Origin of the sequence: Cryobacterium sp. TMT2-10 (genome assembly GCF_004403075.1) — a bacterium.
Lineage (GTDB): Bacteria > Actinomycetota > Actinomycetes > Actinomycetales > Microbacteriaceae > Cryobacterium > Cryobacterium shii.
This window is the reverse complement of the sequence record NZ_SOGW01000078.1, coordinates 1-13933: the sequence shown is the minus strand read 5'-3', so window position 1 is coordinate 13933 and position 13933 is coordinate 1. Positions and strand designations below refer to the sequence as shown.

Annotated in this window: 11 protein-coding genes; 2 read left to right on the top strand and 9 right to left on the bottom strand. The window is 62.3% G+C overall.

Annotated features, from left to right (window positions below; all coding sequences use genetic code 11):
• Positions 1-274: 274 nt before the first annotated feature.
• Entirely contained in the window at positions 275-712 is a 438-nt protein-coding gene (locus E3T37_RS09025; protein ID WP_134366461.1) for a hypothetical protein, read from the top strand.
• Between the two features lie 176 nt (positions 713-888).
• Here the strand turns inward: E3T37_RS09025 and E3T37_RS09020 are convergent, their stop codons facing one another.
• From E3T37_RS09020 to E3T37_RS09010, 3 genes are all read right to left on the bottom strand, one after another.
• Positions 889-2010, bottom strand: a complete 1122-nt coding sequence (locus E3T37_RS09020; RefSeq protein ID WP_304992554.1) for an IS30 family transposase — start codon at positions 2008-2010, stop codon at positions 889-891.
• 138 nt (positions 2011-2148) lie between these two features.
• The gene (locus E3T37_RS09015) at positions 2149-3198 is read right to left on the bottom strand and encodes an MAE_28990/MAE_18760 family HEPN-like nuclease (protein WP_134366460.1); all 1050 of its coding nucleotides are present in this window, start codon (positions 3196-3198) and stop codon (positions 2149-2151) included.
• A complete protein-coding gene (locus tag E3T37_RS09010) occupies positions 3195-4418 on the bottom strand; it encodes a DUF262 domain-containing protein (RefSeq protein WP_134366459.1) in 1224 nt (407 codons plus the stop codon). Before E3T37_RS09010 ends, E3T37_RS09015 begins: the two co-directional genes overlap by 4 nt.
• Positions 4419-4678: 260 nt before the next feature.
• Here E3T37_RS09010 and E3T37_RS09005 point away from each other — a divergent pair, with 260 nt between their 5' ends.
• Positions 4679-5572 (top strand): DNA/RNA non-specific endonuclease, encoded by an 894-nt coding sequence (locus tag E3T37_RS09005; protein ID WP_134366458.1) that lies wholly within the window; start codon positions 4679-4681, stop codon positions 5570-5572.
• A gap of 158 nt (positions 5573-5730) precedes the next feature.
• Here E3T37_RS09005 and E3T37_RS09000 read toward each other — a convergent pair whose 3' ends face one another.
• The 6 genes from E3T37_RS09000 to E3T37_RS16815 all read right to left on the bottom strand — a co-directional run.
• Entirely contained in the window at positions 5731-6765 is a 1035-nt protein-coding gene (locus E3T37_RS09000; protein WP_134366457.1) for a YhcG family protein, read from the bottom strand.
• 410 nt (positions 6766-7175) lie between these two features.
• Positions 7176-9530: a PAS domain S-box protein gene (locus E3T37_RS08995; protein WP_241994556.1), complete on the bottom strand. Its 2355-nt coding sequence runs from the start codon at positions 9528-9530 to the stop codon at positions 7176-7178.
• Between the two features lie 4 nt (positions 9531-9534).
• Positions 9535-10188 carry a transposase gene (locus E3T37_RS17820; RefSeq protein WP_370292382.1) on the bottom strand — a complete coding sequence of 218 codons (654 nt, stop codon included), beginning with the start codon at positions 10186-10188 and terminating at the stop codon, positions 9535-9537.
• 129 nt (positions 10189-10317) lie between these two features.
• Entirely contained in the window at positions 10318-11526 is a 1209-nt protein-coding gene (locus tag E3T37_RS08980) for an EAL domain-containing protein (protein ID WP_134366455.1), read from the bottom strand.
• Between the two features lies 1 nt (position 11527).
• Positions 11528-12478: a response regulator gene (locus E3T37_RS16820; protein ID WP_166806086.1), complete on the bottom strand. Its 951-nt coding sequence runs from the start codon at positions 12476-12478 to the stop codon at positions 11528-11530.
• The coding region (locus E3T37_RS16815; protein WP_166806085.1) for a PAS domain-containing hybrid sensor histidine kinase/response regulator at positions 12469-13933 on the bottom strand (1465 nt) is incomplete at its 5' end. The genes E3T37_RS16815 and E3T37_RS16820, both read right to left, overlap by 10 nt.

Sequence of the window (13933 nt, the reverse complement as noted above, 5' to 3'; positions counted from 1 at the left end):
GACCATCAGCATCGAGGAAGGCCCGCTTCTATGTGCGGAAGCGACCCGGAGTGGGGAATTTCAGTGAGCAGAACTGGGGAATTTCAGTGAGCGCCGTCATCGCCGCACCGAGGTTATTAGACAGCTGCAACATTGCCTGTCTGCACAGTTCGTGCGGTCATCGATGAAGTTGTGAGAGCCTCGTCGTACGGTTCGCAGCGACGTGCGCCATCGCGAAGCAGCAGCTTTTCTCAGCTTTGCTGACTTTGCCGTGAACGACGCTTAGTCTGATGACGTGGAAACGAGAGAAGAGTCCATTTGCCGGCCGTTCGACGCCGCTCGTTTGCGACTAGCTGAAGCTGACAGCTTCGATGTCCAACGCGACGAACTCGGCCACATGCTGCACCAGTTCTTTCGGCTCGTTGAACTTAAAGGGGGCGTGGAGATCCTGAAAAGCGAACCTTCCGCCAGCACAGCTCTCGCAATCCTTCTCTTCAGGCACAAGAACACCCATGAAATCACGCGGGTAGCCGAACCCGCTGATGTCTTCATCGACACGTTCACCAACTTGTTTGGTGCACTCATCTGGGATGCGCCCCCCGAAATAGCTGGTGATAATCGCTTCACCGCCTGGGGGACGGACAGCATGGTAGGCAAACCTGCCCTCGGCACTATGACCGAAGCCTTCAATCAGGTACTCACCTTGCCGCGAGATAACTCAGGCGCAGTCTGAATCACCGTTGACTATGGCAGCGTTATTCGGACCCACCAGGGCAATCTAAGCGAGACCCACTGCGGCTGTTTCGGGGTACCTGGGGCGATCTAAGCCGGACCGCCGTTCACCGTTGTCGCAAGTAAAGTTGCCCGTTGCAGTGTCTTGCATCGCATGGGATTAGGGACACGGCGGATTCAAGTGGTGTCTGCAACACCGGTTTGATTTGTTGGGTTCGAGATTAGCGTGGCGAGGACTTCTGCGGGCGTTCGGTAGCCATGGCGTTTGCGGGGCCGGCGGTTGAGCTCCGCGGCAACGTTTTCCAGTATCCCGGGCCCGTGGAAGGACAGGTCGGTACCCTTCGGAAAGTACTCGCGCAGGAGCCCGTTGGTGTTCTCGTTGCTGCCACGCTGCCAGGGCGAGTGCGGATCGCAGAAATAGATCGGCATCCCGGTCGCCATCGTGATTTCCTGGTGTCGGGACATCTCCGCTCCCTGATCCCAGGTGGTCGAACGGCGCAGCTGTTCCGGGAGAGTGTTCATCGCGACGATCATCGCGTCGGCCACCGTGCGAGCGGTGTGATCCCCGGGCAGATGCAGCAGCATCACGTATCCCGTGGTCCGTTCGACGAGTGTTCCGATCGCGGACTTCGACGAGGTCGAGCCGATGATCAGGTCGCCCTCCCAGTGCCCAGGAACGGCGCGGTCCTCGATCTCCAGCGGGCGGTCGGAGATCATCACCATCTCCCGGAATCTCTGCGGCCGCGGACCCTCCGGCCTCTGCGGCCGCCGTGTTACGCGCCCTGAGCGCAACGCGGTGGCAACTTCCAGGCGCAACGATCCGCGGCCCTGCACGTAGAGGGCCTGGTAGATCGTCTCGTGTGACACCTGCATCTCCGGATTCTCCGGATGCTCGACTTTCAGTCGGCCCGCGACTTGTTCCGGGCTGAACCGATCGGTGAGCATCGTGGTGACCTGTTCCCGTAACGCTAACCCGTCCAGCTTCTGGGCTCTGGGCCGGCGAGCCCGCGCCCAGGTTTGCTCCTGCGCGAGCGACGGCACGTAGCGGCCAGTGACCTTGTTTCTGGCCACCTCCCGGCTGATCGTTGATGGCGCCCGGCCCAGAGCCGCGGCGATGCGGCGCACCCCTTGACCGCGGGCGAGCTGGAATCCGATCTCTTCGCGCTCTCGCAACGATAAGAGTCCGGCACGGGCAACACTGAAATCCTGAACCGGTGATGGCAGCACCTTCTGATGCTGGCTTAACCAACGATACCCAGTCGGTCGCGACACCCCAGCAGCCTGCGCCGCGACGGCCACCGATAGCCCCGCGTCCAGCCCATCCCAAAACGATAAACGGACGCTCAAAGGCGACCACGGTCGAGCCATCGACAACACCCCACAGAACTCAGGGTGTTGCTCTCACCACCTGAACTCGCCCACCTCAGGTTATGAGACTCATATTGACGCAGCACGCCGGACAAAGACTTCGGCCTTCTGGCCGACGCGAGCGTCGAATTTCACGCCTAGTTCCGTGCCCTCGCCGACGGTGAGGACGCTTTTCTGGCGTTCGTCGTCCAGTTCTATCGATACGACTGTTCGTGCGACGCGCGAGCCGTCTTTATACAAGACGATGCAGACGTCTCGTTCCTCTAGGAGTGTTGCGGGTTCCGTGACAACGATCGCGATCTGTCCCTGATACCTCTCAGAATAGGAGCCGACCCGACGGTAGAAATTGGAGTCCGGATCGAAAGCATGGGCGAAGAGCGCCTCGCTTAGCGCTCTGCCCAGCGCGCGGAGTGCTTTCAAGTAGGCGAGCTGGTAAGTCTCATCGAAGGTTTCGCTAATCTCGCCGCCATGCGCAATGTCGTTCCGCCGCGTGCAAAGGTCATCGAGAAAGAAAACGGCGTTTTCGTGAGGACCTGAGAGCCCTGAATCCCGCAGGGCTGTCAGGAGGTCAGTAGCACGGAGCGCCTGACTCCAAGCTTGATCTGCGCCTACGTCGCTGAGCATTGCCAGCATGGTTGAGCTTCTTAGGTTCGCAGAGTGGTGCACCAGGGCGAGCGCATTGATTTGCGAGTAATCCCTTCTTTCGACGCGCGTGGCGTTTTCGAGAAGAAGGGCCAAGTCCTCAGCTGCGTACCGGGGAATACCTTTCTGGACCAGGGCGATAATTTCCATCGACTTGGCTAAATGCCTTTTGCAGACGTTGACGGCAAGAGACGTACCACTCGCCGCGCACTCGACTACAAATGCCTTCACGAGTACTTCCGCGAATGTCTCCCAGGCCGCATAAAGCTCGACGATCGCACCCGCGTATTGGGATCGTCGGCGAGACGTTGAGGAAGGTGAGAGGAGATGACGAAGGGTCTCTTCCGCAATTGGACTTCTGTCAAGGACTCCCGACTTCCCGAGTTTCCTTATGTCCGCGACTGCGGCCTGCATGTGGATCTCGGAAGTTAGTTCGTCGAGGCGCTCCTCAAAATCAGCCAGGACCTTTTCGATCATTCAGCAGGAGACAGGTAGCTGTGCAGGAACGTTGTTAAGGAGCTGATGCGGCGCGTGATGTCTGCCGCGTCCGCAGTCCGACCACCCCATTCGCCGAGATTGTGTTCGTAGTAGCTCTTCAAGCCCACACGAATGTCTTCAGCCTGAGCCAGGAGTTCTGGGGCTCTGGGCAGCAACTGCGATAGAACGATCATCCAGGGATCGTAGGCAGCAAGGGTTGAGCGGCGGTTCCAGTTCCAGGTCCCGTTCTTCCGCTCGCGCCAAAGGTAGAACGCCTCTTGACCCAGTAGATCTTCCGCAAAATTGATGGTCTTCTTGAAGAGTTCTGTGAGGGCATCGAGGAGGTCTGGGGAGAATTTATTTGCCGCGTCAAGGTAGCTGTCGAGGTAGTCGCGCAAAGCAAGATTCTTTTGCAAGTCGAGGAGTTGGCGGTAGGCGAAAAACCGAAGTACCAATTCGGCATCGGCCATCGAGCGGTAATCTTCGTTGGTCCAGACGCTGTCGGAAGGAGCAGGTTCTCCCGTGGCAAGTTCAGTGTCTGAAGGCTCGGGAATTCCCCATAGCCGGCAAAGCGCTCCTTCCCTGGCGAGGATTCGGCAGCGGCGGTTCATCGGACCATCTCGCAGGGCGTTGCGGCTCTCCTGCGGAGTGAGCCGCACGCCGCCGCTGTTGATTCGCTCAAATACGAGTTGCTTAAGTTCTTGGGCCAATTCTGGGGTCTTCGCAGTCTCCTGCAGAAGAATGATCGACGAGAGGTATCTCCTATCGATACCTTTTCTGATCTTTTCCGGCAACGTTGAGTAGCGGAAGCCGTTGAGCTGTTCCCACTCGCTGAGGCCAATCAGGGCAAAGACGTCACCGTAGAACTCCGAAATTGCCGTCAGGCGCTGGAGGCCATCCATTACTTCGTAGTGACCAAATTCATCTTCATAGAGAAAGATCGGCGGAATAGGAACGTTCATGATGAACGACTCAATGAGCTTCGACTTGGCGGCAGAATCCCAGCGATGCCGGCGTTGAAAATCGGGATTGAGTTTGTAGTCACCGCTAGCCAGCAGAGTTGGAACCGCACTCAATGGATATCTCGCCTGATCCGTAACGATCCGAACCTCACCTTCGACGTAACGTTTCTCGGGATCAATAGGTGATTTTTCCAGTTGCGACGTGGCCGCAAGGTCAACTTTTTCGCCAGCGAGCAGTTCGAGCCCTGATTCGGTCACGGGGTCCCCTTTCTAAGATGTAGTCAGCTTGGCATACGTGCACTCCGAAGCCTGTTTGCTTGTCTCGTAACCCTAGAGATAAGTGGCGTCTCGTCGCGGACACGTCGGCGGGAGGCTGGGCCGCGGAATTCCGCTGGTCGGCGATTCTCAGATCTACGTCTCGTCATAAGTAGTCGTCGAGGTTGGCGGCCCGTGCCTGGTTAGTTGTGAGACACCTTTTCCGTGGCCTGAATGTCGGCTTCGACTGCTTAGCTGTCGGCATGGACGCTGCAACATTCTCTCCTGCTGGGTACGACACCGATTTCCTGGAGCTGCCGCTGCGGCTTCCGGCGCCTCCCGCGGGCACCATCATTCGCGATCTGCCCTACACCCATTTCACCGTGCTCCTGGAGCCTGTGCGGCGCCTGGCCATCGCGACTGGCGTCAACATCGACGGTGACCAGCTCGTTGACGTTGACCGAGGCGATGACTGGCACCTCGACCCGCGCATCCCCCTCGCCGAACAAACCGGGGAGGCTGTCTACGCGAACAACGACCTCGACCGCGGACATCTCGTCCGGCGCCGAGACCCGGTATGGGGCGACGCCACCACTGCCAGGCAAGCCAATGCCGACACCTTCGCCTACCCAAATGCCGCTCCGCAAGCCGGGGAATTCAACCAGTCGAAAGCGCTCTGGCTCGGCCTCGAGGACCATGTCCTCACCTACGCACGCACGAACAAGAACCGCATCAGCGTCTTCACAGCGCCGGTGCTCTCCACTGATGATCCCGTGTACCGCGGCGCCGGGGTCCCGCAATCCTTCTGGAAGATCGCGGCGTGGGCCACAACGGTGGACGGCTTCACCCTGCTGCGCGCGGCCGGGTTCGTCCTGGACCAACGCCCCCAGCTGGCCGACATTGACCTTGATACTGCCCGCGCTCACGCTCTGATCGCTGGCACTCCCCCGCCGCTTGGTCCGTACCGGAGCTATCAGGTGCCGATCGTGGACATTGCCGGCCTCACCGGACTCACCCTGGACGCCCTGGCTGCGGCGGATGTCCTGGCGCCCGTGCCCGCGATCCGGGAAGACGCCGGCCCTCGAACGCTGTGGGTTGAGCTGACGGAAATCTCAGAAGTCCGCCTTCTATCCAGAACAGACCCTCGGCCGACCTAACCCCCGCCCCGCGGACGTTCAAGGCTTCGTCTTTCCGGTCAGCTTCGCCCCGTCGGGTCGTAGACGTGACGTGACGGTAAAGGGCCGGCAATGGTCATCGGTTGAGTGTGCGTGCGGGAAACCGCAAAAAGGTCCCCTGAATCCGATTCGCTGAGGGGTTATGCCGGCTCTGGGGCGTTGTCGTCGAACTCGAGGGCGACCGCGCGGGTCAGAGCGTCCTCGGCGGGCAGCGCGGCCTGCTCGGCGGGCGAGAGATCGTAGCGGGAGACGGCGATCGGCTGGGTAGTGCCGGCGAGTGCGTACCGGACGACGGACTCGTTCTTGTCAGCGACCAGCAGCATCCCGACCGTGGGCTGATGCTGCGGCTTCCGCAACCGATCCTCCACGAGAGCGACATAGAAGCCGAGCTGGCCGGCATCACGCGGATCGAATTTCGTGGTCTTCAACTCGATCACCACATACCGAAGCTGCTCGACGTGGAAGAACAGCAAATCGGCGAAGAAGTCATCGCCGTCGACGTCGAAGTGGACCTGGCGGCCCACGAACGCAAACCCGGGGCCGAGCTCACGGAGCGTGAGGACGATGCGCTCGACGAGCCGATCCTCCAGCTGCCGCTCGGCAGCGTCACCGTCGATCGCGAGGAACTCGAGCGTGAATGGATCCTTGGTGATCTGCTGAGCGAGCTCAGAATCGCTGCGCTCGAGAGCGTGCAAGAAATTTGATGGGGCCGCACCTTCCCGCAGATGCAGGCGGGTCGCGATCTGGTGCCGCAGAACGTCTCGAGTCCAGCCGTGCCGTGCGGCGGCTGCCGCGTACCAGTCGCGGAGTTCTGAGGTATCCAGCTTGTCGATAAGGAGCATGACGTGGCCCCAAGGCAATTTGTCAGCAGGCTGCTGACAAATTGAATCGTAGTCTGGCCACGCCTGGGCGAACCGGCGCATGTATCTGAGATTAGCCGGCGAGAACCCCTTCGCCGTCGGGAACTCTGCAAGCAGATCCGCGGAAAGCTGGGCAAGAACCTTGCTTCCCCATGGGGCAGCTTTCTGCCGTTCGATGATCATCGAGCCAATCTGCCAGTACAGCCCGAGCAGTTCGGTGTTCACCCGGCGCTGGGCGATATAGCGCGCCTCATGCACGAGCCGCTTAATGCTCTCAAGCGTGGCAGCGTAGTCAGTCGGAACGAGGGAACTCATCCCTCAACGCTAACGGAGGCCGGCCGACCTGCAGGTTATTGTCACATCCGGCGCAACCACTGCCCAAACTGTTCGGCCAGGTGCGAAACGTCAGGGACAACTGCTCACCCCTACTGGGTGTGTCCGGGTTGCCACACGGCGGTGCTGTCCCGATGCTACACAGGTGCGGTCGCCGCGGGCTTGGAGTGAGGATCCTGCTCGAGCACGTCGCCCTTGTGCTCGAGATACACAATGAAGGAGAAGGAAAAAGGTGAGCTTCTACCCCCGATGCGAGGAAACGGGATGCGAAGGTGGCCTGAGCGTGCTCGACCCTGCAACACTGACCCTCCTGGACGAGGAAATCTGGTTCCAATGTGAGCAATACGGAACCCACACGCATTCAACGCTGGCCGACAATCGGCATATCGGGGTCAATGGTGGGTCATAGGTGTGGCGGCCGGTTTGCCGAAGTAGCAGCCCTGTCCGCATTCCCATCCCTGGGCGCGCAGGATGTCGGCCTGCAATTCGGTTTCGATTCCGTCGGCGATGCCTGTCAGGTGCATACCGTTGACCAGCCCGCTCAGGCCCTGGGCGAGGGCGTCGGCCTGGCTCTCGCCGCTGGTGAGGTCCTGCACGAATCGCGGGTAGAGCTTGACCCCGGTCACCGGCAGGTCCCGCAACACCGAGATGGAGGAGTGCCCGGTGCCGAAGTCGTCGAGGTAGATGCCGACACCGAGCCCACGCAGCGACTCCAGCGCGACTCGGGCAGAGTCCACCAGGTTCAAGACGGCAGTCTCGGTGACCTCGATCACGATCCGGGCGGGGTCGACCCGGTGGGCCGTGAGAGTGTCCCTGACGCTGTCGAGCCAGTCAGGGGCAGCCAGCTGGACCGCCGAGACGTTGACGCTGATCGGGCCGGGCAGGTCCGGACAGGCGGCGAGCATGGCGCAGACACTGTCCAAGACCTGGGCGCCGATGGCGGTGATGAGCCTGGTGTCCTCGGCGACGTCGAGGAAGTCCGCGGGGCTGAGCAGCCCGCGGGTGGGGTGCGCCCAGCGCACGAGTGCCTCGTGTCCGACCACGTGGGCGTCGGACAGGGCGACGATCGGTTGGTAGTACACCACGAACTCTCCGGCGGTGATCGCGTCACGCAGCTCATCTTCGACGGTGAGACGGGCCACGGCTTGGACGAGCATCGCATCGTCGAAGAAGCGCCAGCGGGCCCGCCCTGCGGCTTTGGCGCGGGACAGTGCGGAGTCTGCATCGCGTAGCAGGCTCTCTGAGGTCGAGGTCGGGGTCGAGATGGCGATACCGATGGACGTGGTCGGCACGATTCGGTGGCCCTGCACCTGCAGGTCGGCGGCGATCGAGGTGGACACCCGTTCGGCGCAGCGTTCGGCGTCCAGGACATCTTGGACGTCCTGGACCACGATGACGAACTCGTCCCCACCGAAGCGTCCGACCCGGTCCCCCGGGCGCAGGGCCGCCACGATCCGATTCGCGACGGTGGCCAGCACCTCGTCGCCGGCCGCGTGGCCCAGGGAATCGTTCACGACCTTGAAGTGGTCCAGATCGATGAACAGTGCCCCCACCGAATGGCCCAGACGCTTGGCAGCGCGCAGGTCGACCGCCAGGATGTCCAGGATCCAGGCCCGGTTGTGCAACCCGGTCAGCGAGTCGTGGAAAGCTTGGTAGGTCAGAGCCTCCTGAGTCTCGTGCTCGGCGGTGATGTCCTCCACCTGGACCATGACCAGGTTTGCCCGGCCGTCCACGTCACGGAGCAGCACCGTCACCCGACGGACCCAGACCGTGGCGCCGTCGGCCCGCACCAGACGCAGCTTCTCGGCGCTTTTGTGGCTCGATCCGGCGAGGACCCGGCCGCGCTCCCGGAGAGCTTCTTCGGCGTCGTCGGGGTGGACAAAGTCCGGGAGCCGGTGCGCTAGGAAGTACGCCTCGTCGTACCCAAGAAGATCGCACAACGAGCGGTTGACAACCCGAATTCTGCCGTCCAGGTCGACCAGGGCGATACCGATAGAGGTGGACGCTATGACAGTCTGGACCAGGTGCTCCGCCGCGGTCAGGTTCCGCGCGTCCTCGGCTGCCTTCCTCGCCTCGGTCATGTCACGGGCGATCGTGGATGCGCCGACGATCGCGCCGTCAGCGTCGCGGATCGGTGAGATCGTCAGCGAGATCGGGAACACCGTTCCATCCTTTCGGACACGGATGGTCTCAAGTCGCTCGATGAGCTGGCCGGGCCTGACCCTGGCCAGAATGGTGTTCATATCGCCGGTTCGATCCGCGGGAATCAGGAGGCCAATAGATTTGCCGACGATCTCCTCACTGCAGTAGCCGAACATCCTCTCGGCGGCCGGGTTCCAACTCGTGAGGATGCCGTCGAGCGTCATGCTGGTGATGGCATCGTTGGAATTCTCAATGATTGCTGCCAGCCGCTGGAGAACCTGGTCTGCATTGCTGCGCTCGGTCACGTCACGCACCGCCGCGACCATCAACAAGCCGTCCTCGGTGTCGATTGAGGACAAACTGATGTCCACCGGGAACTCGGTGCCATCCCGACGCCGTCCGGTCAGCCCCAGACCGGCTTCCATAGGCCGACTCTTCGGGTCTGCGACGAATCCCGCACGATGCACCGGGTGGACCTTCCGGAAGGACTCCGGCATCAGCGTCTCGATGGACTGGCCCACCAGATCGGCGCGGTCATAGCCGAACAGCGATTCCGTCTGACGATTGACAAACTGGATCATGCCATCCTGGTCAACCCCCACCATCGCATCAGAGGCCACCTCCAACAGGCCCTTGAAGTTCGTCGTCTCCGAAGACACCCAGTTCCCTTCGAGCAGTGGCAAGTGACTCGGATCTCGCAGGTTTACGAAAACTGAAGAAGCAACCCCACACGTTGATGGGTAACCTTACATCGGAATCTTCATGGCCCTTGACAGCCTTCCATCGGTGAGTCCAGCGGGCTCGTCCTTGGCCGGTGGGGTCCAGACTCATCACGGCCAGGTAAACGCATTTCAACGCGGTCAACTCGTTGGGGAAATGGCCCCGAGCGCGGACGGCTTTGCGGATCCTCGCGTTGACGGACTCGATCGCGTTCGTCGTGCAGACGACCCGGCGGATCTCAGCATCGAACTGCAGGAACGGCACGAACTCCGCCCAGCTCGCTTCCCACATCCGCACGATCGCAAGGTACTTCTTCCCCCACGCCTCGACGAACTCGAGGAACCGTTCCTCAGCCGCGTCCACTGTCGCGGCGGTATAGACCGGCTTCAGGATTTTCGCGATCTTGTCCAAATCCTGCCTTGCGGCGTAGCGGAAACTGGCCCGCAACAAGTGCACGACGCAGGTCTGACCACCGCAGTGTTCAAGTGCTCGAGGCAGATATTCGCAATTGGGTAAAGGAATGGAACGAGACCCCCAAGCCATTCATCTGGACCAAGCCCGCAGAACAGATCCTCGAATCCCTCAAACGGCTTCTACAACCAACTACAGGCGCAGGACACTAGCTTGGTGAGGTTTGCCGGGGCGCCATCAGCGGCCGATACGCGTCGTGGCTCAGGGGATTTCGTCGGTGAATTCGCGCGCTCGCTCCTGCCAGGTGGGAATCCAGCCGACGAGATCTGGGGCCGGCATCGGCCGAGCGATGAAATAGCCCTGAGCCAGGTCGCATTTCGTGTTGCGGACCAGGTCCCAGTCGTCGCGATCCTCCACCCCTTCGGCTACGACTTCCATGCCGAGCTGCTTACCAAGGCTCAGGCTGGCCGCGTACATCGCGCGTGAGGTCGTGTCGCGCGAGGCGCCGTGCACGAAACTACGGTCGATCTTGAGCTCGTCGAACGGGAAGTCGCGGAGTTGGCTCAGCGAGGAGTGCCCAGTTCCGAAATCATCGATCGAGAGCCGGAACCGTTTCATCCTCAAGCGGGTCAGGATCTCCAACGGCGCGCGCTGGTCCAGCAACAGTCGGCTCTCCGTCACCTCCAGGACGATGTCCTGCGGCGCCACGTCCGCCGCCGCCGCCGCCCCGGCCACGAAATCCGCGAAGGCGACCGACGAGAAACTGTCCATCGAGAGGTTGACCGCGACTTGAAGATGCAGCCCGGCCCTGCGCCAGCCCCTCGCCTGGTCCAGGGCGCCGGTCAGCACGACCCGCGTCAGCTCGTCGATGAGGCCGTCTTCCTCGGCGGTCCCGATGAACTGGTCGGGGAAGACCAGCCCGTCCACCGGATGCCGCCACCGCACGAGTGTCTCGACCCCGACAACGTCTCCGGAGGCGACGTTGACCTTGGGCTGGTAGTAGTTGGTCAGTTCACCGTTGGCGATGGCGGCGCCCAGTTCGGCCGCGCCGTAGGTCTTCTTCGCCGCGTGAGGCGCCTCGGCCGGTCTCCACCGGTCGGTCATCGCGGCCAGCCTGTCCAGCGAGACGGGTTTGCTCAAATGGCCAAGAACCGTGATCCGGTGGGCCTGGATCAGGTGCATCGTCGACTTCAGCACGCGTTCGTCCTCGCCGCTGACCAGGATGACGCTGCCGGTGTAGCCGTGGTCGACCAGCTTGCGAACGAACTCGATTCCGTCCATTCCCGGCATGTTCAGGTCGAGCAGGATCAGATCCGGCGGCAGCGGGGCAGCGACACGTTCCAGCGCTTCCGCGCCGTTATCGCAGGCCGTCACTTCGGTGAACCCCAGTTTCGCCAGCATCCGGGCGAGCAGTTTGAGCATGAAGGAATCATCATCCAGGGTCAGAACGAGAATCGTGGTTCTGGTCATGTTAACGTCGGTTCTCTTGTTCACTGTGTACGAGTTTCTTCCTGCGTGGTTCCTGCGCCGGGCTCTGTGTGAGAGGTTCTTGTTGCGGACTTCGTGGTGCTGTATTCCTTGGGCCGCTTGGGCCGCTTTGGCCGGGCTGCCGGGAATCAAGAAAGACGTTCACTGTGCCGAGTTCTTGCTCGAAGAGCAGCAACAGCGTCGCCAGCGCGTCGTTGTTGTGGGCCCGACCGGCTGCCTCAATGGCTTCGCAGATTTCGCCCAGGGCCAGGGCGCCGACGGCACGGGCGGAGGACTTGAGCTTGTGAGCCTGCTCCCCGGCTCGCCCGGGTTCCCCGTTCGCGCACGCGGCGGCCAATTCCTGGGCGATCGCTGTCGCGCTCGTGCGAAAGTCACCCAGCAACTCGCGGATGACGCCCGGGTCGTCGCCGACGAGGCTTTCGAGGATCCTCACGTCCACGGCTCGCCCGGGCTCCCAAGGGCCCGCGTGCGGCTTCTCGCTTGCGCCCGGCGCGATGACCGCCGCGCCCGCGGTGGAGGCCCGCCAAGGGAGATTCCGAGGCGGCGAATGCCTGGAGGCTTCGACATGGTCCGGTGCCAGGAGAAAATCGATCGCTTCGTACAGTTCCTTGTACCGCAACGGCTTTGTGATGTACGCGTCGCACCCGGCCAGACGCGACTTCTCCCGGTCCGCCTGCATCGCCATCGCGGTCAACGCAATGACGGGGATTGATTCGGTGGTCGAATCGCGTTTGAGCAGGGCGGTCGCCGCCAGCCCGTCCATCCCAGGCAACTGCACGTCCATCAGGATCAGGTCAGGCCGTTTCGCGCGCGCCAGCGTCAGCCCGGATTCAGCGTCCGCGGCCGACAGAACCGTGTGTCCGGCACGCTCAAGCAGGAGGGTGGCAAGTTTCATGTTCGCGTGATTGTCCTCGACGATCAGGATCAGGGGCATGGCGGCCCCTCGATGGCCTGGGGATCGTCGTCGACGATGAGAACCGCGTGGTTGCACTCAGGGACGGAATGCAGTCCAAGGCGGGTCAGGGAGGCCCTCAATCCGGCGCGGCTCACGGGCCTCTGAAGGACTGCCGAGGCTCCACGGGCCAGAGCCATTATGTTGTCGTCGAGACCAGCCACGACGACAACGGGCACGGTCGCCAGGGTGCTGATGCCGCGTATCCGCACGAGGAAGTCCCACCCATCGCCACCGGGCAGCTGAACCTCCAGGATGATCAGGCTCAACGCGTGCTTCATGGCCAGCTCGAGCGCAGCCTCGAAGTCGGCAGCGATCACAACGGTGAAGTCCTCGGCCTCCAGGAGCAAGCGGACCAGATCCGCTGACTGGTCATCGTCCGCGACCACGAGGGCAATGCGTGCGTCCGAGCCCGCCGACGCCTCCGGTCTCACGGCGGGAGCCTCGGCGGGGCGCGGACCAGCGACGACCGGCTGATCCTGCCCGGCGAGGGGCAACCAGGCGGCAAACCGAGCGCCTTCGCCCTCCGCGCTGGCCACGGCAACGGTTCCCCCGTGCAGTTCCGCCAGCTGTTTCACCATGGCCAGGCCCAGGCCGGTGCCCTCGAACTTGCGCGCGAGGCCGCTGTCGATCTGGCTGAAGGCCCGGAAGAGCCTCGCCATGTCCCGTTCGGAAATACCGATGCCGCTATCCTCGACGCTGATCTCCAGGAATTCGTCATGCCCGTTGTCGGCGAGCGGAAACGCGTGCACCGGCCAGGCCCCGGGGAGCGTTCCGACCGTGCCGCGCGAGACATGTCGCGCCCGCACGACCACCCGGCCGCCGGGTGCGCTGAACTTGACGGCATTCGCAAGAAGATTGTAAACGATTTGCTTGGTCTTGCGCAGGTCGAGCCGCGGGGCGCCGAGGCCGGCAGGCGAATCGATCTCCAGCTGGATACGCTGCGCCGCGGCCTTCTCCCTGACGATCGACAGGCTGCCCAACAACAGACTCTTCACGTCGACCGGCTCCAGTTCGAGCGCCATCATCCCGGCCTCGACCTTCGACAGGTCCAAGATGTCATTGATCAGCGAGAGCAGGTGCTGTCCGCTCGTGAAGATGTCACCGATGTACTCTGCCTGGGTGTCGCTCACGTCACCGATCAGGCCGTCTTTGAGCGCCTCGGAAAAGCCGATGATGGCGTTCAACGGAGTGCGAAGCTCGTGCGACATCGTGGCCAGGAACTCGGACTTCATCCGGCTGGCATGCTCGAGCTGGATGTTCGCCTCCTGCAGGGCACCCGCCTTCAACAGCTCCTCCTCGGCGAGCTTGCCGGCGGTATTGTCGGTGCCGATGAGTAGGTAGCCGATGATGGTTTCCCGCGCGTCGCGCAGGGCGGTGACGGAGACGATGGCGGGGAAGCGGCTGCCGTCCTTGCGAACGTAAGTGAGTTCGTAG